This window comes from Apilactobacillus kunkeei DSM 12361 = ATCC 700308, from assembly GCF_001281265.1.
Lineage (GTDB): Bacteria > Bacillota > Bacilli > Lactobacillales > Lactobacillaceae > Apilactobacillus > Apilactobacillus kunkeei.
Window position 1 is genome coordinate 1 of sequence record NZ_JXDB01000004.1, and the last position, 22,200, is coordinate 22,200.

Annotated in this window: 14 protein-coding genes, 1 tRNA gene and 3 rRNA genes; 17 read left to right on the forward strand and 1 reads right to left on the reverse strand. The window is 38.9% G+C overall.

From position 1 onward, the window contains the following. The first annotated feature begins 45 nt into the window (after positions 1-45). From RZ79_RS01360 to ppk1, 6 genes are all read left to right on the forward strand, one after another. A 16S ribosomal RNA gene (locus RZ79_RS01360) occupies positions 46-1,619 on the forward strand. Positions 1,620-1,841: 222 nt separating this feature from the next. After that, positions 1,842-4,760 (forward strand): 23S ribosomal RNA (locus RZ79_RS01365). 69 nt (positions 4,761-4,829) lie between these two features. Beyond that, positions 4,830-4,946, forward strand: a 5S ribosomal RNA gene (gene rrf / locus RZ79_RS01370). The 16S, 23S and 5S rRNA genes sit together here with 1 tRNA gene alongside, the layout of an rRNA operon. 46 nt (positions 4,947-4,992) lie before the next feature. Then, positions 4,993-5,065 (forward strand) — tRNA-Thr (locus RZ79_RS01375). 216 nt (positions 5,066-5,281) lie between these two features. After that, a complete protein-coding gene (locus tag RZ79_RS01380; RefSeq protein WP_054449690.1) occupies positions 5,282-6,673 on the forward strand; it encodes a DUF2252 domain-containing protein in 1,392 nt (463 codons plus the stop codon). Continuing rightward, positions 6,657-8,816 carry a polyphosphate kinase 1 gene (ppk1, locus tag RZ79_RS01385; protein WP_054449691.1) on the forward strand — a complete coding sequence of 720 codons (2,160 nt, stop codon included), beginning with the start codon at positions 6,657-6,659 and terminating at the stop codon, positions 8,814-8,816. The genes RZ79_RS01380 and ppk1 overlap by 17 nt, the downstream gene beginning before the upstream one ends. Before the next feature lie 62 nt (positions 8,817-8,878). On the opposite strand, the gene helD is transcribed toward ppk1, so the two are convergent. Then, the gene (gene helD / locus RZ79_RS01390; RefSeq protein ID WP_054449692.1) at positions 8,879-11,185 is read right to left on the reverse strand and encodes an RNA polymerase recycling motor HelD; all 2,307 of its coding nucleotides are present in this window, start codon (positions 11,183-11,185) and stop codon (positions 8,879-8,881) included. A gap of 330 nt (positions 11,186-11,515) precedes the next feature. On the opposite strand from helD, the gene trpS reads away from it, so the two are divergent. From trpS to RZ79_RS01445, 11 genes are all read left to right on the forward strand, one after another. Further along, on the forward strand, positions 11,516-12,535 hold the full coding sequence (trpS, locus tag RZ79_RS01395; RefSeq protein WP_054449693.1) for a tryptophan--tRNA ligase: 1,020 nt from the start codon (positions 11,516-11,518) through the stop codon (positions 12,533-12,535). 31 nt (positions 12,536-12,566) lie between these two features. After that, positions 12,567-13,499, forward strand: a complete 933-nt coding sequence (locus RZ79_RS01400; protein WP_034532451.1) for a Ppx/GppA family phosphatase — start codon at positions 12,567-12,569, stop codon at positions 13,497-13,499. 107 nt (positions 13,500-13,606) lie between these two features. Further along, positions 13,607-14,872, forward strand: a complete 1,266-nt coding sequence (locus RZ79_RS01405) for a hydroxymethylglutaryl-CoA reductase, degradative (RefSeq protein ID WP_054449694.1) — start codon at positions 13,607-13,609, stop codon at positions 14,870-14,872. Then, positions 14,872-15,834 carry a hypothetical protein gene (locus tag RZ79_RS01410; protein WP_054449695.1) on the forward strand — a complete coding sequence of 321 codons (963 nt, stop codon included), beginning with the start codon at positions 14,872-14,874 and terminating at the stop codon, positions 15,832-15,834. The genes RZ79_RS01405 and RZ79_RS01410 overlap by 1 nt, the downstream gene beginning before the upstream one ends. Before the next feature lie 16 nt (positions 15,835-15,850). After that, entirely contained in the window at positions 15,851-16,555 is a 705-nt protein-coding gene (locus RZ79_RS01415; RefSeq protein WP_191978973.1) for an NAD-dependent protein deacylase, read from the forward strand. Between the two features lie 19 nt (positions 16,556-16,574). Then, on the forward strand, positions 16,575-17,426 hold the full coding sequence (locus tag RZ79_RS01420; RefSeq protein WP_054449697.1) for a DUF72 domain-containing protein: 852 nt from the start codon (positions 16,575-16,577) through the stop codon (positions 17,424-17,426). Positions 17,427-17,500: 74 nt separating this feature from the next. Further along, complete coding sequence (gene metG / locus RZ79_RS01425; protein ID WP_054449698.1) at positions 17,501-19,537, forward strand: methionine--tRNA ligase; 2,037 nt, start codon at positions 17,501-17,503, stop codon at positions 19,535-19,537. 77 nt (positions 19,538-19,614) lie between these two features. Continuing rightward, complete coding sequence (locus RZ79_RS01430; protein ID WP_054449699.1) at positions 19,615-20,382, forward strand: TatD family hydrolase; 768 nt, start codon at positions 19,615-19,617, stop codon at positions 20,380-20,382. Then, the gene (gene rnmV, locus RZ79_RS01435) at positions 20,382-20,933 is read left to right on the forward strand and encodes a ribonuclease M5 (protein ID WP_054449700.1); all 552 of its coding nucleotides are present in this window, start codon (positions 20,382-20,384) and stop codon (positions 20,931-20,933) included. The genes RZ79_RS01430 and rnmV overlap by 1 nt, the downstream gene beginning before the upstream one ends. 3 nt (positions 20,934-20,936) lie before the next feature. Beyond that, the gene (gene rsmA, locus RZ79_RS01440) at positions 20,937-21,824 is read left to right on the forward strand and encodes a 16S rRNA (adenine(1518)-N(6)/adenine(1519)-N(6))-dimethyltransferase RsmA (protein ID WP_054449701.1); all 888 of its coding nucleotides are present in this window, start codon (positions 20,937-20,939) and stop codon (positions 21,822-21,824) included. Positions 21,825-21,913: 89 nt separating this feature from the next. After that, positions 21,914-22,165 carry a Veg family protein gene (locus tag RZ79_RS01445; RefSeq protein WP_053795143.1) on the forward strand — a complete coding sequence of 84 codons (252 nt, stop codon included), beginning with the start codon at positions 21,914-21,916 and terminating at the stop codon, positions 22,163-22,165. The last annotated feature ends 35 nt before the right edge of the window (positions 22,166-22,200 follow it).

Here is a 22,200-nt window from a genome sequence, read left to right on the forward strand (position 1 = left end):
AAAATAACAATTTATTCAGAAGAGCTAAGTTAAGCTTTTCATCTATAAGATGAGAGTTTGATCCTGGCTCAGGACGAACGCTGGCGGCGTGCCTAATACATGCAAGTCGAACGAGCTCTCCCAAATTGATTTTATGCTTGCATAAATGATTTTTGGATTCGGAGCGAGTGGCGAACTGGTGAGTAACACGTGGGTAACCTGCCCCGAAGCGGGGGATAACATTTGGAAACAAGTGCTAATACCGCATAATTAGTTGGAACCGCATGGTTCCAACTTGAAAGATGGCTCTGCTATCACTTTGGGATGGACCCGCGCCGTATTAGTTAGTTGGTGAGATAAAAGCCCACCAAGACGATGATACGTAGCCGACCTGAGAGGGTAATCGGCCACATTGGGACTGAGACACGGCCCAGACTCCTACGGGAGGCAGCAGTAGGGAATCTTCCACAATGGACGAAAGTCTGATGGAGCAACGCCGCGTGAGTGATGAAGGTTTTCGGATCGTAAAACTCTGTTGTTAAAGAAGAACAAGTGTTAGAGTAACTGTTAACACTTTGACGGTATTTAACCAGAAAGCCACGGCTAACTACGTGCCAGCAGCCGCGGTAATACGTAGGTGGCAAGCGTTGTCCGGATTTATTGGGCGTAAAGCGAGCGCAGGCGGTTTTGTAAGTCTGCTGTGAAAGCCCTCAGCTCAACTGAGGAAGTGCAGTGGAAACTACAAAACTTGAGTACAGAAGAGGAAAGTGGAACTCCATGTGTAGCGGTGAAATGCGTAGATATATGGAAGAACACCAGTGGCGAAGGCGGCTTTCTGGTCTGTTACTGACGCTGAGGCTCGAAAGCATGGGTAGCGAACAGGATTAGATACCCTGGTAGTCCATGCCGTAAACGATGAATACTAGGTGTTGGAGGGTTTCCGCCCTTCAGTGCCGCAGCTAACGCATTAAGTATTCCGCCTGGGGAGTACGACCGCAAGGTTGAAACTCAAAGGAATTGACGGGGGCCCGCACAAGTGGTGGAGCATGTGGTTTAATTCGATGCTACGCGAAGAACCTTACCAGCTCTTGACATCTTCTGCCAACCCAAGAGATTGGGCGTTCCCTTCGGGGACAGAATGACAGGTGGTGCATGGTTGTCGTCAGCTCGTGTCGTGAGATGTTGGGTTAAGTCCCGCAACGAGCGCAACCCTTATTATTAGTTGCCAGCATTTAGTTGGGCACTCTAGTGAGACTGCCGGTGATAAACCGGAGGAAGGTGGGGACGACGTCAAATCATCATGCCCCTTATGAGCTGGGCTACACACGTGCTACAATGGATGGTACAACGAGTCGCGAAACCGCGAGGTCAAGCTAATCTCTTAAAGCCATTCTCAGTTCGGATTGCAGGCTGCAACTCGCCTGCATGAAGTTGGAATCACTAGTAATCGTGGATCAGCATGCCACGGTGAATACGTTCCCGGGCCTTGTACACACCGCCCGTCACACCATGAGAGTTTGTAACACCCAAAGACGATGGGGTAACCTTTTAGGAGCTAGTCGTCTAAGGTGGGACAGATGATTAGGGTGAAGTCGTAACAAGGTAGCCGTAGGAGAACCTGCGGCTGGATCACCTCCTTTCTAAGGAAATTTCGGAAACTTACATTAGGTTCATCAATCTTATTCAGTTTTGAGAGGTTTACCTCTCTACTTGGTTCTTTGAAAACTAGATATTATTTAATTTCTATATTGAATTTGTATAAAAATACAATTTCAACCGAGAACACCGCGTTATTTTGAGTTTTAAAATATTAGTTTATTCGTAAATACTCAACTAACCAAACATCACGTAGTGATGAAATAGGTTAAGTTATGAAGGGCGCATGGTGGATGCCTTGGCACTAGGAGCCGATGAAGGACGGGACTAACACCGATATGCTTCGGGGAGCTGTACGTAAGCTTTGATCCGGAGATTTCCGAATGAGGAAACTCGATAATCTTAATCGATTATCACCAGCTAGAGAATACATATCTAGTTTGGGGGCAGACGTGGGGAACTGAAACATCTAAGTACCCACAGGAAGAGAAAGAAATTTCGATTCCCTAAGTAGCGGCGAGCGAACGGGGAACAGCTCAAACCAAAGAGCTTGCTCTTTGGGGTTGTAGGACTGAACATTTGAGTTACCAAGTTAATTGATAGTCGAATTATCTGGGAAGTTAAGCGAGACAGGGTGATAGCCCCGTAGGCGAAATCAATTAACCTCAGTTCAGGATCCTGAGTACGGCGACACACGTGAAACGTCGTCGGAATCCGGGAGGACCATCTCCCAAAGCTAAATACTCCCTAGTGACCGATAGTGAACCAGTACCGTGAGGGAAAGGTGAAAAGCACCCCGGAAGGGGAGTGAAATAGTTCCTGAAACCATGTGCCTACAAGCAGTCAGAGCCCGTTAATGGGTGATGGCGTGCCTCTTGTAGAATGAACCGGCGAGTTATGCTAACATGCAAGGTTAAGGCGAAAAGTCCGGAGCCGTAGCGAAAGCGAGTCTGAATAGGGCGTTACAGTATGTTGGGATAGACCCGAAACCAGGTGATCTACCCATGTTCAGGCTGAAAGTGCGGTAAAACGCACCGGAGGGCCGAACCCGTGTACGTTGAAAAGTGCTGGGATGAAATGTGGGTAGCGGTGAAATTCCAAACGAACTTGGAGATAGCTGGTTCTCTCCGAAATAGCTTTAGGGCTAGCCTCGGACTTAGAATCATGGAGGTAGAGCACTGTTTGGGTGAGGGGCCCGTCATGGGTTACTAAATTCAGATAAACTCCGAATACCATTGATTTATATGTCCGGGAGTCAGACGATGAGTGATAAGATCCACCGTCGAAAGGGGAACAGCCCAGACCACCAATTAAGGTCCCTAAATATATGCTGAGTGGAAAAGGATGTGGAGTTGCATAGACAACTAGGATGTTGGCTCAGAAGCAGCCACCATTTAAAGAGTGCGTAATAGCTCACTAGTCGAGTGATTCTGCGCCGAAAATTTACCGGGGCTAAGCATATTACCGAGATTGTGGACATGACGTAGTCATGTGATAGGAGAGCGTTCTAAGGGCAACGAAGGTAGACCGTAAGGACTGCTGGAGCGCTTAGAAGTGAGAATGCCGGTATGAGTAGCGAAAGAATAGTGAGAATCTATTCCACCGATTGACTAAGGTTTCCTGGGGAAGGCTCGTCCTCCCAGGGTAAGTCGGGACCTAAGCCGAGGCCTAGAGGCGTAGGCGATGGATAACAGGTTGAGATTCCTGTACTAGTTAATTATGTTTGAGCGATGGAGGGACGTAGAAGGCTAACCTGTGCGCACTGTTGGATATGTGCGTTCAAGCAGTAAGTCAGGTAATGAGTGAAATGCTTGTTACCGTGTTGACAAGCTGTGATGAGGATCGAAATAAAGTAGAGAAGTGGGCCATGTCACGCTACCGAGAAAAGCTTCTAGTGAGTAATTAACTACCCGTACCGCAAACCGACACAGGTAGTCAAGGAGAGTATCCTAAGGTGAGCGAGTGAACTCTCGTTAAGGAACTCGGCAAAATGACCCCGTAACTTCGGGAGAAGGGGTGCTGCACGCAAGTGCAGCCGCAGTGAAAAGGCTCAGGCGACTGTTTATCAAAAACACAGGTTTCTGCAAAATCGTAAGATGAAGTATAGGGGCTGACGCCTGCCCGGTGCTGGAAGGTTAAGTGGATGAGTTAGCTTCGGCGAAGCCCAGAAACGAAGCCCCAGTAAACGGCGGCCGTAACTATAACGGTCCTAAGGTAGCGAAATTCCTTGTCGGGTAAGTTCCGACCCGCACGAAAGGCGTAACGATCTGAGCACTGTCTCAACGAGAGACTCGGTGAAATTGAGATACCTGTGAAGAAGCAGGTTACCCGCGACAGGACGGAAAGACCCCATGGAGCTTTACTGTAATTTGATATTGGGTGTTGACATAGCTTGTACAGGATAGGTAGGAGCCGTGGAAACCGGGACGCTAGTTTCGGTGGAGGCATTGTTGGGATACTACCCTCGCTGTGCTAACACTCTAACCCGCACCACTTATCGTGGTGGGAGACAGTGTCTGATTGGCAGTTTGACTGGGGCGGTCGCCTCCTAAACAGTAACGGAGGCGCCCAAAGGTTCCCTCAGAATGGTTGGAAATCATTCTTCGAGTGTAAAGGCAAAAGGGAGCTTGACTGCGAGACAGACAGGTCGAGCAGGGACGAAAGTCGGGCTTAGTGATCCGGTGGTACCGTATGGAAGGGCCATCGCTCAACGGATAAAAGCTACCCTGGGGATAACAGGCTTATCTCCCCCAAGAGTTCACATCGACGGGGAGGTTTGGCACCTCGATGTCGGCTCATCGCATCCTGGGGCTGTAGTTGGTCCCAAGGGTTGGGCTGTTCGCCCATTAAAGCGGTACGCGAGCTGGGTTCAGAACGTCGTGAGACAGTTCGGTCCCTATCCGTCGCGGGCGTAGGAAATTTGAGGGGAGCTGTCTCTAGTACGAGAGGACCGAGATGGACATACCGCTGGTGTACCAGTTGTCCCGCCAGGGGCATCGCTGGGTAGCTATGTATGGATGAGATAAACGCTGAAAGCATCTAAGTGTGAAACCGACCTCAAGATGAAATTTCCCATTCCTTTATGGAAGTAAGACCCCTAAGAGATGATTAGGTAGATAGGCTAGAAGTGGAAGTGCAGTGATGTATGGAGCGGACTAGTACTAATTGGTCGAGGACTTAACCAAGTAAGGTAGTAATCGGAAGAAATAAATAATATCTAGTTTTGAGAGAACGAAGTTCTTTCAGATAAATAGTGTGGTGGCGATAGCTAGAAGGATACACCTGTTCCCATGCCGAACACAGAAGTTAAGCTTCTAAACGCCGATAGTAGTTGAGGGATCGCCCTCTGCAAGGGTAGGAAGTCGCCGCGCGAATAAAAAAGTCTTCGATGTAAATCGAAGGCTTTTTGTTAATATTGCCGTTTTAGCTCAGGAGGTAGAGCGTTTCCATGGTAAGGAAGAGGTCCCGGGTTCAAATCCCGGAAACGGCTTAAACTTAAAGAATATATAACATTCATTAATATATATAGAATAAAGAGTTTAATAAATATAAATAGAATAATCAAAAAAAGCAGTGAATTGCTAGTAATTCACTGCTTTTTTTGTTTTCAACAAGCTAAATTTTTAGACTTCAAAGCCAATTAGCAAGAAATTGAATGTCTTAATTGCTTTTGATATAACTGGTAATTGAAAAGGAGGGATAATTTATGAATAAGAAAATATTACCTTATAATTTTGATTTTACAGATATATTGTTGAAGACACCCGCTGAATTGATTGTTGAGGGTAGTAGATTAGCAATTGATACTAAATATGATGATATAGCAAGTTATAAAGTTAATCATCGTGATGTTTCAAAAATTATGAAACCTAAAAATGATTTGCTGTATAAAGATTTGCTCGCAACCAAAAGGAAGCGAATGTCAAAATCACCCTTTGCATTCTTTCGAGGATCAGTTGATGTGATGAATTATGATTTAAATCACTATAATAATTCAGGCATCAAAACTTTAATTGGTGGAGACGCTCATCTTGGTAATTTTGGTTACTATGGTTCATCAGAAGGACAGTTATTGTTTGACATGAATGATTTTGATGAGTCTCACATTGATTATTGGGAATATGACGTAAAGCGACTGTTGGTTAGTGCATTGCTGGTAGCAAAACAACAGGGCTTTCATTTAAAAAAGGATGTAGAACCTTTTCTAAAAAAATCTGTTAAAACTTATTTGAAAACGTTGAGATATATGGGTAATTTGCCATCAATGGAAAGATTCATAAAGCCCAATACTTTGGAAAACATTTCGAGTAGTTTTTCTAAAATTCATGAATCCAAAATTACCTTTGATAAATCATTTAAAAAAATTGTCAGTAAATCTATCAATAAGGCTATTAATAATAATTCAGATTATGCAGTTAAAAAATATACGACCACCCTAAAAGGTCAAAAACAATTTATAGAAGATACACCTGTTACGGTGCATGTCGGAAATGAAGATTATAAGAAGTTGGTAAAAGGTTATGAAAATTATTTACATCACTCAAGAAGTGATATTAAACAATTTTTGCTTCAATTCCATATTGTTGATATTGTTCGACATACCGTTGGGGTTGGGAGCGTCGGAACACTTTGTTATTTAATTTTACTAGAAAATTCCTCCGGAGATGATCTTGTTTTACAAATAAAACAAGGATTGCCAATTTATCAAGATGATAAAATCTACATCGACAATAAACATTCAACCGGAGAAGATATTATGAATTGTCAATTGATTTTGCAAAGTGCATCAGACCCATTTCTAGGTTATTTTAATACTGAAAAAAATAGTTTTTATGTAAGACAGTTTAGAGACATGAAGGGCTCGGTTAATCTTAATAAATTAGATTTTCCAGCATTCTGTGACTATGTAAATGTATGTATCAGTCTATTAGCTAGAGCACATAGCCAGTCACCAACTTTTTATAAAATTATTGGATATTTAGAAAGCAAAGATTGGATATCAGAAGCCTTAGTAAAGTACTCGAAACGTTATGTTGAACAAGTTGAATTAGATTTTAAGTCCTTTACTGGAGGCGGAAAACATGGGAATAAAATCTAAATACAAAGGTGAGTTATACAATCGAGATTTAAGCTGGTTACTTTTTAATAAAAGGGTAATCGAATTAGCAAATAATTATCATGTTCCGTATTTAAACAAACTAAATTTTTTATCTATCGCATCTAGCAATTTAGATGAATTTTACAGTGTTAGGGTTCCTAGTCTACAAAGTCAAGAAGCCTTGACTAACAACGGACGTGATCCAAAAACGATGTTAAAGTATTCAGAATTATTAAAAAAAATTCATGAGTCAAATGATAATAATTTCAAATTACAATCGAAGTATTTCAATCAACTAATTACCCAATTATCGGATTATGGTATTGGTAAATTCGTAAAGTATGTTGATTTATGTGATCGAATGAAGCAAAAAGCTAACCAAAAATTCGATGAAAAAATTCTTCCTTTTCTGACTAGTACCACATTTAATTCTGAATATAATTTAGACTTTTTGAAAAATAAATGGATGGCAATTGCGACATTGGTTAAAACAAAAGCAGACACGTCAATTCGTATTATGCCAATACCACCATATATTAGAAGAACCGTAAGTTTGAAAGCAAACGGAAAAAAACAATACTTGATGATGGAAGATCTTATCATCAATAATCTTGAAAATTTATATGACGATGGTGAAATTGAGGATGTTATCATATTTCGATTAAGTCGAGATTTAGATGCATCAATTGACCTAGATAAAAATAATGGTAGTAAAAAAACTATCCAAAACTTACGTCATTATCTAGCGAACCGAGAAAAGGGTAAAGTAACAATGTTAGAAATACAGAAATTACCCGATACTAACGAAAAATTCATTAATTATTTTATTAAAAAGTTTAAAATTAAACCAAGTGATGTTTTTAAAATTGATGCTCCATTAGATTTGACATTTATGTTTCCGTTGATTAAATCTTGGAGTAAAAAGCATCCAGTACTATCATATCCTGACTTTTCAGGAACAAAGTGGCATGGAAACAAATCTATGCAAGATTATCTTAAAAGCCATAATCTACTCTTACAATATCCTTATGATTCATTCGATCAATTTCTTCAGTTTTTAAAAGAAGCGGTAGATAATCCTAAAACTATAGCAATCAAACAAACAATTTATCGAGTCGCGGATAATTCCAAAGTCATAGAGCTATTAAAAGAAGCTTCTAAGAAGGGAATTAAAGTGACAGTGGTAGTTGAACTGAGAGCTAGGTTTGATGAGACTAATAACCTCAAAGTAACTGACGAATTGGAAGATGCAGGATGCGAAATTATATTTGGAAAAAAATATATGAAGGTCCACAGCAAAACATGCTTGGTCATAATGAATGATAAGAGTAGTGTTAAAGGATACGTACAGATTGGAACTGGAAATTATAACGAACAAACAGCAAAGGGATTTGTTGATTTAAGTTTATATTCCAGTTCGGATGAATATGTGAACTGTCTAATATCATTCTTTGATTATTTGTCTCATAATGGTGATTGTTCACGTTCGCCAAAATATAATTCTATTGTTTCGTCACCCAATCGAATCGAAGATATGGTTATTCAAAATATAAATCGAGTTAAGGAATATTACCAAAAATATGGTAAGGGCAAAGTTTTTCTTAAAGTAAATTCTTTGACAGATGTTGATGTCATTGCAGCCATTTATGATGCTGCTACGGTGGGGGTCCCTTTTAGACTGGTAGTAAGAGGATCTTGTTGTTTGAAATTAGGAATATGTGGAGATAAAGAAAATATCGTCGTTTCAAGTGTTGTCGGTCAATTCCTAGAGCATAGCAGAATATATGCGTTTTATACAGATCAGCCGTCATTGTGGATTTCCTCAGCTGATTTAATGACAAGAAACATGGTTAATCGCGTTGAATTAGCAGCTAAGATTTTGGATAAATATAATATTAATAAAATTCAAAAAATTATTGATGTTTATTCTGAAGATGATGTCGATGGTTTCTTCTTGGACAAGGAAGGAAACTATTTCAAGTTTGAAAATTCTAAAAATCATTCTGCACAACAGACATTTATCCAGGAATCTATAAAATTATCCAAACAATTAGAAAGTCAAAGATCACTTTATAAAAGGATTACTGAAAAAATAAGTAAATTAAAGAATCACTTAGTTTCAGGAAAAAATGAAACGTTATAACATCTCTAGGGTGTGATTCCCCATATAAAAAGACCAATCTTTTATGATTGGTCTTTTTTTAATTATTTAATTTTTCTATCAATTTTAACATCATTAATTGGTAAGTTAGCGTTTGCAATAATTGGTGAAACAGTACCATTACTAATTAATGTTAGGTGGTGCATTGAACGAGTGGCAATTGTGTAGATTGTTCCAACATAATCATCGTTTGGATAATTATCTTTAGAAACGTTCCAAGCAATGACAGAATCAAATTCTAGTCCCTTAGCTAGATAGATTGGCATGATTACCACACCCTTTGGAAGTGATCTATCTGTATCAGCTAATAGGGTTGGATTAAGTTGGTTATAGGTATGTTGATGGAGTTGTTTTGCTTCATTTAAGTTCTTGGTAACAATTGCTACGGTACCTTCATCTTTTAATTCTTGTTGGGCACTTTCAATTAAAGCATCAATACATTCTTTTTCGTTATGACGAATTAAAATCTCAGGTGATTTACCTGGACGGTTAAATGCTTCAATCTCATCACCGTTTGGTAATAGTGATTTAGCAAAGTTAGTGATTGGATAAGTTGAACGATATGATCGGTTCAAAGTAATCAATCTTGATTTCTTAGTAGCAAATGCTTCGTTTAACTTATTTAGTAATTCTTGAGGAGCCTCAACCGCCTTGAACAATGCCTGTTCACTGTCACCAATTAAGTTAATCTTGGTTTGAGGGAAAGAATGTTTGATGTAAATCAATTGGGCGATTGAGTAGTCCTGCATTTCGTCGACAAATAGATATTGCATGGTTTGGTTTTGACCGCCACCAATCATTAAATCACGCATGTATAGAAGTGGGGCAGCATCATCCAAACGAACTTGATGTAATTCGATTGAATCTGCAAAACCATCGACGTCATCGTTCCATGCATCAACATTAACATCATTTGGTAGGACCACTTGTTGCATGAAGCGTTGGTATTGAAGATATGGATCAAAAAATGAGCCGTTATACAAAGCATCATATACTTTTCTGAAATGTTCAGTCACAATTTGTTTAGCAATGAAGTATCTTTCATCATCTTCATCCTGGAAACTACCTAGTTGGTGACCTTCCATGAAATCATGATATTGTTCAGAGTTAAGTTGGTCGATTGCATCATCAACCCATGGTTTATATACTTCGACTTCAATTCGTTTCTTCAAGATTTCAATCAAACGGTTCTTAGTCTTTAAGAACTTGTCAGCCGGTTTCATTTGTTTAGGTTGAGAAGCGTAAATGTCCTTAATCACATCGGCATCGAAGAAGACCTTGCCATCGATTAAGATGCTTTGAAAAGCAATGTCATCATTGAAAACGGTATTAATATAGCTCTCAATTGATGTCATGTATTGATGACTGCGTTTGAATGATTGAATTGCTTTTTCTTCATCGGTGTATGCTTGTTCGGTTTCATATTGGTCGAATAAACTTTGGACCTTCACACCTTCAAGACGGTGATCGATGAACTCTTGTAAAGTAACCTGTCTCATATTACGTTCGCCTAAACTAGGTAAAACATCAGAAATATAATGTGAGAACAAACGGTTAGGGGAGAACAAAATAATTTGATCTGCCTGAAGTGAGCTTCTGCTGTGGTACAACAAGAAAGCAATTCTTTGTAGAATCGCAGAAGTCTTACCGGAACCAGCGACCCCTTGAACGACAAGTAGGTCATTGTAGGTATCTCTGATGATATCGTTTTGTTCCTTTTGAATTGTTGAAACGATGTTTTGCATCACTTCATCATGTTGTTGTCCCAACACGGATTGAAGCATTTCATCACCCACAGTTTCATTGGTATCAAACATGTTGATGATTTCACCGTGACTAATTTGAAACTGTCGCTTCTTTTCTAGGTCGGTGCTTTGTTTACCAGCAGGGGTTTGATATGAAACTTTTCCCAACGTTCCGTTGTAATAAATACTAGAAATTGGGGCACGCCAATCGTAGACTAGGAAGTTTTCATTATCGTCAACGAATGAGGCGGTGCCGATGTATAAGCTTTCTGTATCATCGTCTCCATCATCCTTGATATCAATTCGGCCAAAGTATGGTGAATCAGCTAGTTTTTTGTATGTTTCAAGTTGGTTTTTAATAATTGCTTCGCTTTGGACTACCTTATTAACTAGTCCTCTTTGTTGTTGGAGGTCAGCGGAAGTTTCAATCCTATCATCGACTTCGACGTAGTTAACAGAAGTATTGTTACCGTAGTTTTGTTGAACACGTTTGGTTTCATTGTGTGCTTTTTGGTATTCAGTTTCTGTCTTGTCGATTCGTTTGTTTAATTTGGCGACAACTTTATTGACACGATTTTGTTCATTTGTAAGATCGTTATTAGCCATTTTTACCTCCTGATTTATTGTTAAATCCGTTCATTTATGCTCAATAATTCTAATTAGATTTTGGCGTCATGTCAATTAATATCCTTTTTGACATGTCAATTTAAATCCAGTAAAATATAGTTAATATTAATGTAAGTAGCGATGTCATTTACAGAGAGATTATGTATTACTGAAAATAATCACGACTAGCGAAATGGATGAATTTATGGGATTGCACCCTTATCGCAGAGTGGCAAATGATAATACATTTGTAAGTTAGGTGGTACCGCGCTCAAGCGTCCTATTGTTTTTTTAACAATGGGGCGCTTTTTTTGGAAAGGAAGTAACAAAATGGCAGATAAAAAAGTAATTCTAACTGGTGATCGACCAACTGGTAAACTACATATCGGACACTACGTTGGATCATTAAAAAACAGAGTTGCACTACAAAACTCAGGTGAATACGACACCAATATCATGATTGCGGACATGCAAGCATTAACTGATAATGCGCGTGACCCTGAAAAAATCAGAAACTCACTATTACAAGTAGCTTTGGATTACTTAGCTGTCGGAATTGACCCAGAAAAATCAACAATCCTGGTTCAATCACAAATTCCTGCACTAAATGAATTAACAATGCACTACTTAAACTTAGTTTCAGTTAACCGTTTGAAGAGGAACCCAACTGTTAAGACTGAAATTCAACAAAAGAAGTTTGGTGAAAGTGTTCCTGCTGGATTCTTTATTTACCCAGTCAGTCAAGCTGCAGATATTACTGCATTTAAGGCTGACACTGTTCCAGTTGGTGAAGACCAAGAACCAATGCTAGAACAAACTAGAGAAATTGTTAGAAGCATTAACGGTATCTATGGTAAGGACGTATTAGTTGAACCAGAAGGCTACTTCCCACCAAAGGGAATGGGTAGAATTCCTGGTTTAGATGGAAACGCTAAGATGAGTAAATCATTGAACAATGCCATCTACTTAGCAGACGATGCTGATACAATTCAAAAGAAAGTAATGTCAATGTACACTGACCCTAACCACATTCACGTGGAAGATCCTGGTCAAGTTGAAGGAAACACTGTATTTACTTACCTAGACATCTTTGCTGACGACAAGCAAAAGGTTACCGAATTAAAGGAACAATACAGACACGGCGGTCTAGGTGATGTGAAAATCAAACGTTACTTAAACGAAGTATTACAAGCTGAATTGGCACCAATCAGAGAACGTCGTGAACAATTCGAAAAGGATCCACAAGCTGTTTATGACATTCTAAAGGCTGGTAGTGATAAAGCGAATAAGGTAGCCAACCAAACCCTAGATGAAGTAAGGGATGCTATTGGTATTAATTACTTTAAATAAAAAACTATTTTAGGAGTTTAGGGTGAATCGGATGGAGAACTTAGTAATTGTTGACATCGGTTCGAATTCTGCTCGAATGTCCATCTATCGGATTGAAAATGACGGTTATTGCGTTGAACTAAAACGTAGTAAGAGTGATAGTCGTCTATCTGAAGGGATGGGGAAAGAAAAGATTCTACAACCGGTTGCAATTAATCGGACAATTAATGCTTTAAAGTCTTTCAAAAGAATTTATAGCTCAATGAATAATGCCACTGTGATTACCATTGCAACTGCTGCGGTTCGACAAGCTGAAAACCAAAAAGCTTTTATTCGCAAGGTAAGAAAGAAAGTTGGCTTAGACGTTAGAGTCCTATCAGGTCGTGAAGAAGCTTATTACGATTATTTAGGCGTCGTTAATAAGATTAAGATGAACGACTACATGGTGATGGATATTGGTGGTGCCAGTATCGAATTGGTCCGCGTTCAAGGTAAGAAACGTCGTGACTTAATTAGTTTACCAATTGGTGCCGTTAATATTTCAGAACGTTTTAAATTGAATAACTCAGTTCACGCAGCTGACTTATTCAATGCGCAACGTTTCTTAAAGGAAAACATACATCGTGTTCCTTGGCTAAAAAAAGCTGATCACTATCAATTAGTTGTTTTGGGAGGAGCTGCTAGAAGTTTAGCGAGAATTAATCGTAGTCATCAACACTTCAAGAATTCTGATAACCTAAATGGCTATCACCTAAATCAACGCCAAGTGATGGGAACGTATGAATTACTTTTACGTAAGAACTTACACAATCGAAAAGAAATTCACGGATTAGAAAACGAGCGAGCTGATATTATACTAGGTGGTCTATTACCTCTTATTACAGTCATTGATGAAATTGATTCAAGAAGAATCGTGTTTTCAGAAGGTGGCGTAAGAGAAGGACTTATTGCTGAATATATAAAGAAGCACTATCGAAACTATTAAAGAGGTTTTTAATCCAGAGACGGGTTAAAAACCTTTTTAACTGCTTGAAATTTAAATAATGTTATCATAAATATCAGATATAAATACCGCATCCGGGGGGACTAATAATGGGAACTTTCAAACATTTCTACCATTGTAATTATGATGATAGAATGAAACTAATCAGTGAATTTGCTGGATTAGACATGAATCAAAAACATAAAATGACTAACGATTATCACCAATCAAGTGATAGTTTAGTTGAAAACTATGTAACTGATTACTCCATTCCAGAAGGAGTGGGCGTTAATTTTATGATTAATGGTACTGAAAAAATTGTTCCAATGGTAACAGAAGAACCATCCGTGATTGCGGCGGCTAGTAATGGTGCCCGCCTATTTTCCAAGGACACAGGGATTACTGCCGAAGTATTGGGGCATAATCTAATGGGCCAAATTGTTGTTAAAACAAACAATACTAACCTATTGATTGGAATCGTCAATACTCATCAACAAGAAATTATTGATGTTGCAAACCAATCACATCCATCAATTCTAGAATACGGTGGCGGTGCTAAGAAGGTGCGCGTTAGAAAACTAGGTGATGATTATGCATCAATTGATTTGTTTGTGAACGTAGGTGAAGCCATGGGTGCAAACATCATTAACTCAATGCTAGAAGCTACTTCTGAGTTTATCGAAGAACACGTCAGTGGGGATGTTTTGATGAGTATCCTATCTAACTACGGTGAAGATAATCTGGTGAAGGTATCCGGATCAATTCCCGTTATCCAACTGGGTAATTCCGATACCAACGGTAGTGATGTTGCAAACAGAATTGTTGAAGCATCACATATCGCTCAAATTGATCCGTATCGTGCCGCTACCCATAACAAGGGCATCATGAATGGAATCGATGCTGTAGTAATGGCAATGGGTAACGATTGGCGTGCCGTCGAAGCTGGCATTCATTCATACGCCAGTAAAGATGGCCAATACAAGGGTCTATCCAACTGGTCAATTGATGGCGATAAGTTAGTTGGTGAGATGACCATTCCATTATCGTTAGGTTTTATCGGAGGTGCCGTGAAAGTATTACCAAAGGTTAAAATCAACCAACAACTATCTCAAGTAACCTCAAAGGAAGAGTTAAGCCAATTGGTTGCTTCAGTTGGCTTAGCCCAAAACCTAGCAGCTTTAAAGGCCTTAGTTACCGATGGAATTCAAAAGGGCCACATGAACCTACAATTGAATTCATTAGTGATGAGTGCAGGAGCTAAGGGTGAAGAAGTAAAACAAGTTGTTTCAGAAATGAGAGCCAATCATTTAAACGACTTAAAGTCAGCACAAAAAATCTTAAACCAAATTAGAAATAATAATGAAGGTGAATTTTAATGGAAATCGAATTAAATCAAGACACACAAAGTTTAATTAACGTTGTAAACAAATTTTTCCCAGGTAAAATTGAAGTTCAATTTATCGGACAACTTCAATCTGGATACGTTAGACATGATCAAGCACAAGTGGTGCAAGACGGTAAGAACCTATTTGTTCAAATCTCAGACATGTCAGCTCCTAACTACACTGCTTCACACGAACTAATTCACTTGTTGATGACATTACGTGGTTTCCCACAAGTATTCTTCTCACTATCAACTGGTCAAGACGAATTAGACGAACAACTAGAAGTGATGGGTACAGAACTATTTGATATTGTTGCTCACTTTGTGGTTGTTTCAGAACAAAGAAAACACGGCCTAATCAACGAAGACATCGAAAAGATGTACCTAAAGGGTATTCAAAACACAATTGAACCTGAACCAGAAGAATTAGATAACGCAATGGAATTACGTTTATTGACTTTAATCGACGCTCACGTATTCTATGGTGACAAGTTCGATTCATTTGCTCGTCCAACTCTGGAAAAAGACTACCCAGTTGCCCTAAAGGCTGCTGATGAAATCTACAAGATTATCACTGAAAAACCAACAGATTCACCATTTGGTTTCAGAAGAAATGTTGTTAAGTTATTCAAGGCCTTTGACGAACAATTAAAGAAGTGGGGACTACCTGCATTGCATAACTCAGAATTTGCAACTATCTCCAGTGTCGTTTCAGAAAGACAACTAAACTTAAACGTAAAACAACAATTTGAAATCTTCCATTCAGAATTACATGATAAGAAAACTGGTCGTCGTGCATACGTTGGTTTCAACAAGTCAGATGATCAAAACTCGTTCGTTATTCCTGCGCCAACTGGTATGGATGACAGTCCAGAATACTTCAAGAAGTTATACGCTATGACTGTTCAAGAATTATTTAAAGAATTAAAAATGCCATATATCATTAGAAAATAAGGCAGGAGGCAATCTGATGGATAAGGAAATTCAATCATTATTTGATAATGCAAAAAACATCGTATTTTTGACAGGAGCCGGTGTATCAACAGCTTCCAACATTCCAGACTATCGTTCTAAGAATGGGCTATACGCAACTGATACAACTGGAAAACCAGCTGAATATTATTTAAGTCATGCATGTTTAGTTAATGAACCAGATGTGTTTTACACATTTGTGAAGGAAAATATGTACTATCCAGATGCCAAACCCAATGTAATTCACCAAAAACAAGCTGAACTTACTAGGGAAGGTAGAGCCAGTGTAATCACTCAAAACGTTGATGGATTATACGGTGCTGCCGACACCAAGAATTTAATTGAATTTCACGGCAATCTATACGACGTATATTGCCAAAAGTGCCGTCAAAGAGTTGACTGGCATGAATATATGCAAAGCGACAAGCACGCTGATTGCGGCGGAACACTTCGTCCAGGAATCGTGTTATACGATGAAGGTCTTAATCAAGCAAAGGTTGTTAACAGTGTTCAACTAATGGAAAAGGCGGACTTGGTAGTAATCGTTGGGACTTCCATGCGTGTCTACCCATTTGCCGGTCTATTGGATTATAGAAATCCGGGTGCCAAAGTAATTGCGGTTAACCAGGAAAAGTTAAACTTAGGAATCGATTTTACAATGATTCAAGAGGATGCAACGAAATTCTTTAGTGAATTGAAATAAGAAGGAAGATGATGGTTTAATGATAACTTTAGGAGTAACAACTTGGAGCGAACATCCAGCATTGATTAATGGTGAAGATCGTCCCGTTAAGTTAAACGAGTACGCTGCCCATTTTCCAGTCGTGGAAGTCGATAATCCGTTTTACGGCATTCCACAGGAAAAAACAGTGCGTCAATGGATGCGCCAAGTGCCAGAATCATTCCAATTTATCTTAAAAGCTAACCAATTAATGACCAAGCATGACATGCGTTCACAGATGGCTGCCGATGATGATCAGAGAAGACAGGCGTTTAATGATTACGTGAAAATGCTTCAACCTTTAATGGAAACCAATCAATTGAAGACGGTCTTATTTCAATTTCCACCATATTTCCAACGCAATAACGACAATATTCGCTATCTAATGACCATCCGTGAATTGATGGGAAGAAAGGTACCAATTGCAGTCGAGTTTAGAAATCCAACATGGACAGAAAAATCGATGCAAAACTCAATTAAGAATTATTTGAAACGTTTAGGGATGACCTTTGTGATTGCAGATGAACCACATAACCTAAACGACGGAATTGAGTTATTACCAATGGTGACTACTTCTAAGATGGCGATGTTAAGATTGCACGGTCGAAACGCCCAGGGATGGTTTAACCAAGACAAGAATTGGCGTAGTCAAAGAACGTTGTACAAATATAGCGAAGATGAACTAAAGCAATTCGCCGACATCGTCACTAAGTTAAACAAAGAAGTCGATGAGGTGTGTGTGATCTTTAACAACAACTCAGGTAGGGATGCCGCACCGAACGCGCTACAATTAAAAGAGATGTTGCACGTGTCATTTAACGATTTGGCACCGATGCAATTAGATTTGTTCTAAGAGCAATATTATTGACAATTCAAGTATGATATACTAATAGTTAATATTAATTACTGGTTGAAAGGATGATTAACATGGCTGATAACAATACTTTTTATGTTACAACGCCAATCTACTACCCATCAGGACGTCTACATATCGGGAACTCATACACAACTATTGCTTGTGATGCGTTAGCTCGTTACAAACGTGCTGAAGGATTTGACGTGTTCTTCCTAACAGGAACAGATGAACACGGACTAAAAATCGAAGAAAAGGCAGAATCATTAAACACTACTCCACAAGCATATGTGGACAAGATGGCTGCACAAATTAAAGAATTATGGAAGAAATTGGACATCTCAAACGACAAGTTCATCAGAACTACTGATGCTCAACACAGAGAAGTTGTTCAAAAGATTTTCCAACAATTATTAGATCAAGGTGACATTTACCTAGGTGAATACTCTGGTTGGTACTCAGTATCAGACGAAGAATACTTCACTGAATCACAATTAGCCGAAGTATACAAAGACGATAACGGTAACGTTATTGGTGGAAAGGCTCCATCAGGACACGAAGTTGAACTAGTGAACGAAAAGTCATACTTCTTCAAGATGAGCAAGTACGCTGATTGGTTATTACAATACTACAAAGATCATCCTGATTTTATTCAACCAGAATCAAGAATGAACGAAATGATTAATAACTTTATCAAACCAGGTCTAGAAGACTTAGCTGTTTCTAGAACATCATTTAGTTGGGGAATTCCTGTTAAATCAAATCCTGAACACGTAGTTTACGTATGGATTGATGCGCTATCAAACTATATTAGTGCATTAGGATACGATACTGATGATGACTCACTATTCCAAAAATTCTGGCCTGCTGATGTCCACATGGTTGGTAAGGAAATCGTTAGATTCCATACCATCTACTGGCCAATTATCCTACATGCTTTAGGTTTACCATTGCCCAAACATGTTATCGGTCATGGTTGGTTAACCATGAAAGATGGTAAGATGTCTAAGTCAAAGGGTAACGTTATTTACCCAGAAGTCTTAGCCGAAAGATACGGTTTGGATGCTGTAAGATACTACTTACTAAAGGCCGTTCCATTTGGTAACGATGGAGTGTTCACACCAGAAGACTTCGTAGATCGTATCAACTATGACCTAGCAAACGACTTAGGTAACTTATTAAACCGTACTGTTTCAATGATTAACAAGTACGAAGACGGTGTAATTCCAGAATTTAAGTCAAACTTTTTAGAGCCTGACAAGGAACTAGAAGCACTAAGCAAGGATGTTATTGCTGAATACAAGACTAAGATGGATGAATCACGCTTCTCAGATGCTTTAGCTGCTGTTTGGCAATTAGTTTCTCAAACTAACAAGTACATTGATCAAACTACACCATGGATTCTAGCTAAGAATGAAAACGATGGTGACGCTGAAAAGCTTGCTGATGTAATGGCTCATTTAGCTGCCAGCTTACGCGTGATTGGTCTATTAATTAGTCCAATTATGACCCATGCACCAAAGGAAATCTTCACTCAATTAGGTTTAGACAATCAAGCAATTGACTTAACTAACATTACAATTGAAGACTTACCAACAGGTGGCAAAGTGGTTGCTAAGGGAACTCCAATCTTCCCACGTCTAGATAAGGAAGAAGAAGTTGACTTTATCAAGAACCAAATGACTAAGTCAGACAAGCAAAAAGGTCGTGCAGCCAAAGAAGAAGCCAAGAAACAAGCTCAAGTTGCCCAAGAAGGCGTTCAAAGTGCTGCTGATAAGAAAGAAATCAAGTTCGATACCTTTGAAAAAGTAGAACTAAAAGTTGCCGAAGTTAAGAATGTTGAACGTGTGGAAGGGGCAGACAAGTTATTGAAGTTTACCCTAGATGCAGGTAAGGAAGAAACTACTCAAATCCTTTCAGGAATTGCTAAGTGGTATCCTGACTTCGAAAAACTAATCGGTAAGAAAGTAATCATAGTTTCCAATTTGAAACCTAGAAAGATGCGTGGCCAATTGAGCCAAGGAATGTTACTATCTGTTGAACATGACGATGGCAACATTGAATTAGTTACAATTGGTAGCCAATTTGAAAATGGTGCCACTTTGGAATAATGGTGAGATAACAAACTAAAAAATAGCCATTAATTCAAAATGAATTGATGGCTATTTTTACGATAGGAGCAAATATAATGCAAATTTTCGATTCACATACGCATTTAAACGATGATGCTTTTAGAGGACAGGTTCCAGAATACATTGAACACGCCCAAAAGCTGGGCGTTACCAAGATGGCAATCGTTGGATCAAACCGTCAAATGAACGAAGAAGCGATTGAATTAGCGCACCAATACGATAATCTATACGCAATCGTAGGTTTCCATCCAGAAGACGCTTTGAACTATAACGACGGAGAAGAAGACATCCTATACAAGCAACTACAAGATGACAAGGTGGTTGCTTTAGGTGAAATCGGTCTTGATTACAATCAAAGTACCGCACCCAAAAAAGCTCAGTTCAACGTGTTCAAACGTCAAATCGATATTGCCCAAGAACTAGGGATGCCTATTTCTGTGCATAACCGTGATGCCTTTGAAGATACCTACGCCATTTTAAAAGAAAAAGGCGTTAACAACGGTATCATTCATAGTTTCAATGGTGACGCTGAATCGTTAAACAAGATTATGGATTTAGGGATGTACGTCTCATATTCTGGTGTTGCCAGTTTCAAAAAGACCAAGGAAATCCATGATTCCGTTTCAAAGACACCAATCGATAGAATGCTAGTGGAAACAGATGCACCTTATCTAGCACCTGAACCATTACGTGGTCACCAAAACGAACCGGGATATACTCTATACACCGTCGAAGCTGTCGCTCTCTTTAGAGATACAACCCCAGATAAGATTGCTGATGCAACTTATCAAAACGCACTAAGAATTTTTGGATTGGATGAATAATGGAAAAAATCAAAGAAGTAATCGTGGTAGAAGGCCGCGACGATACCAAAAGAATTAAAATGGCGGTCGACTGTGACACTATCGAAACCAGGGGATCAGCAATTGACGAAAAGACACTTGCATTGATTAAGAAACTAGACAAGCAACGTGGAGTAATTGTCTTCACTGACCCAGATTTTTCTGGTGAACGCATCAGAAAGATTATTAATCAAGAGGTACCAAATGCTAAACACGCGTTTGTCGACCGTAAAAAATCGGTACCAACCAAGAGTGATGGTTCACTAGGTGTTGAACATGCCAGCGTCGAAACCATTAGAGATGCGCTTAAAAACGTCTATACTGCAGACACTAATCACGAGAGTGAAATTTCAGTTGCTGATTTAAATGCTGCTAGGGTCATTAATGATTCCGAAGCTAAAATCAGACGTACGCAACTATGTAATGAATTAAAGATTGGATATGTTAATGGTAAACAACTATTGAAACGACTATCCATGTTTGGAATTACTAAAGAACAATTTAACGAAGCACTAAGTAATATTAAGGAGTAAACAATGCCAAATAATCCAGAAATTGCTAGCCCAGCTAGAACACAAGCAATCTTAAATCGTTTCCATCTATCAGCTAAGAAGAGTTTAGGTCAAAACTTCTTAACTGATTTAAACGTTTTAACTAAGATTGTCGATGCTGCTCATTTAACAGATACTGATAATGTAATCGAAATTGGACCAGGTATCGGTGGTTTAACCGAATTCCTAGCGCGTAGTTCAAAACGTGTTTTAGCGTTTGAAATTGACCAAAATTTACTGCCTGTATTGGATGAGACACTAAGTCCTTATGATAATGTCGAAGTGATTAACCAAGACATCCTACAAGCTAATTTACCCGCTATTATCGAAGAAAAATTCAACAATGAACGTCCAATTAAGGTTGTTGCCAACTTACCTTACTACATCACAACTCCAATCATTTTGGATTTATTGAAGGGAAATGCTGAATTCGACAACATTACCGTTATGATGCAAAAAGAAGTTGCTCAACGCCTAGAAGCCAAACCAGGTAGCAAGGATTACGGTTCACTATCAGTGATTATTCAATACCTAAATGATGTGAAACTAGCGTTTGAAGTATCAAGAAAATCATTTATCCCAGCACCAAATGTTGATTCAGCAATCGTAACTTTGGAAAGAAAAGAAACCATAGAAAATGAAGTATTCGATGAAAAGGCATTTGCTAGTTTTGTAAGGGGATGCTTTGCCCACCGTCGAAAGACTCTATGGAATAACCTCCAAGGATTGTTCGGCAAGGACGCCGAAACTAAGGAAAAGGTCCAAAGTGTCTTAGATGAATTCGACATTCAACCAAGCATTCGTCCTGAAAAATTAACCGTTGATCAATACGTTGATTTAACAAATAAATTCCATTCTATAAAATTGGTATAATATTATTTGATTATTAAAAAATACTGTGATATAATTTTGATTTTTAATATTTTCCGTGGTATAATGAACCTACTAGAGAGGTGAATATTATGCCAACCAGTTTGACTGACATTAAGAGCCACTTGGACACTCGCCTAGGCGAAAAAGTTGTTGTAACTGTTCAAGTAGGAAGAAACAAGACATTAGAACGACATGGGATGCTAGCCGAAACATTCCCTGCAGTGTTTGTTGTTGAGTTAGAAGAAGATGAAAATCTTAAGAGAGTATCTTATAGCTACACTGATATTCTAACTAAGAACATTGAAATGGATTTTACCGACGAAGTAAGTGAAGAATCTTAAAACTAAGAGCTAATAATGTTTATTAGCTCTTTTTA

What these genes read in the sequence shown, in the direction of transcription:
- RZ79_RS01445 (WP_053795143.1), top strand. Translation starts at nt 21,914, where the DNA reads ATGCCAACCAGTTTGACTGACATTAAGAGCCACTTGGACACTCGCCTA.
- trpS (WP_054449693.1), top strand. Translation starts at nt 11,516, where the DNA reads ATGGCAGATAAAAAAGTAATTCTAACTGGTGATCGACCAACTGGTAAA.
- RZ79_RS01380 (WP_054449690.1), top strand. Translation starts at nt 5,282, where the DNA reads ATGAATAAGAAAATATTACCTTATAATTTTGATTTTACAGATATATTG.
- RZ79_RS01410 (WP_054449695.1), top strand. Translation starts at nt 14,872, where the DNA reads ATGGAAATCGAATTAAATCAAGACACACAAAGTTTAATTAACGTTGTA.
- RZ79_RS01400 (WP_034532451.1), top strand. Translation starts at nt 12,567, where the DNA reads ATGGAGAACTTAGTAATTGTTGACATCGGTTCGAATTCTGCTCGAATG.
- RZ79_RS01430 (WP_054449699.1), top strand. Translation starts at nt 19,615, where the DNA reads ATGCAAATTTTCGATTCACATACGCATTTAAACGATGATGCTTTTAGA.
- metG (WP_054449698.1), top strand. Translation starts at nt 17,501, where the DNA reads ATGGCTGATAACAATACTTTTTATGTTACAACGCCAATCTACTACCCA.
- RZ79_RS01405 (WP_054449694.1), top strand. Translation starts at nt 13,607, where the DNA reads ATGGGAACTTTCAAACATTTCTACCATTGTAATTATGATGATAGAATG.
- rnmV (WP_054449700.1), top strand. Translation starts at nt 20,382, where the DNA reads ATGGAAAAAATCAAAGAAGTAATCGTGGTAGAAGGCCGCGACGATACC.
- RZ79_RS01420 (WP_054449697.1), top strand. Translation starts at nt 16,575, where the DNA reads ATGATAACTTTAGGAGTAACAACTTGGAGCGAACATCCAGCATTGATT.
- rsmA (WP_054449701.1), top strand. Translation starts at nt 20,937, where the DNA reads ATGCCAAATAATCCAGAAATTGCTAGCCCAGCTAGAACACAAGCAATC.
- helD (WP_054449692.1), bottom strand. Translation starts at nt 11,185, where the DNA reads ATGGCTAATAACGATCTTACAAATGAACAAAATCGTGTCAATAAAGTT.
- ppk1 (WP_054449691.1), top strand. Translation starts at nt 6,657, where the DNA reads ATGGGAATAAAATCTAAATACAAAGGTGAGTTATACAATCGAGATTTA.
- RZ79_RS01415 (WP_191978973.1), top strand. Translation starts at nt 15,851, where the DNA reads ATGGATAAGGAAATTCAATCATTATTTGATAATGCAAAAAACATCGTA.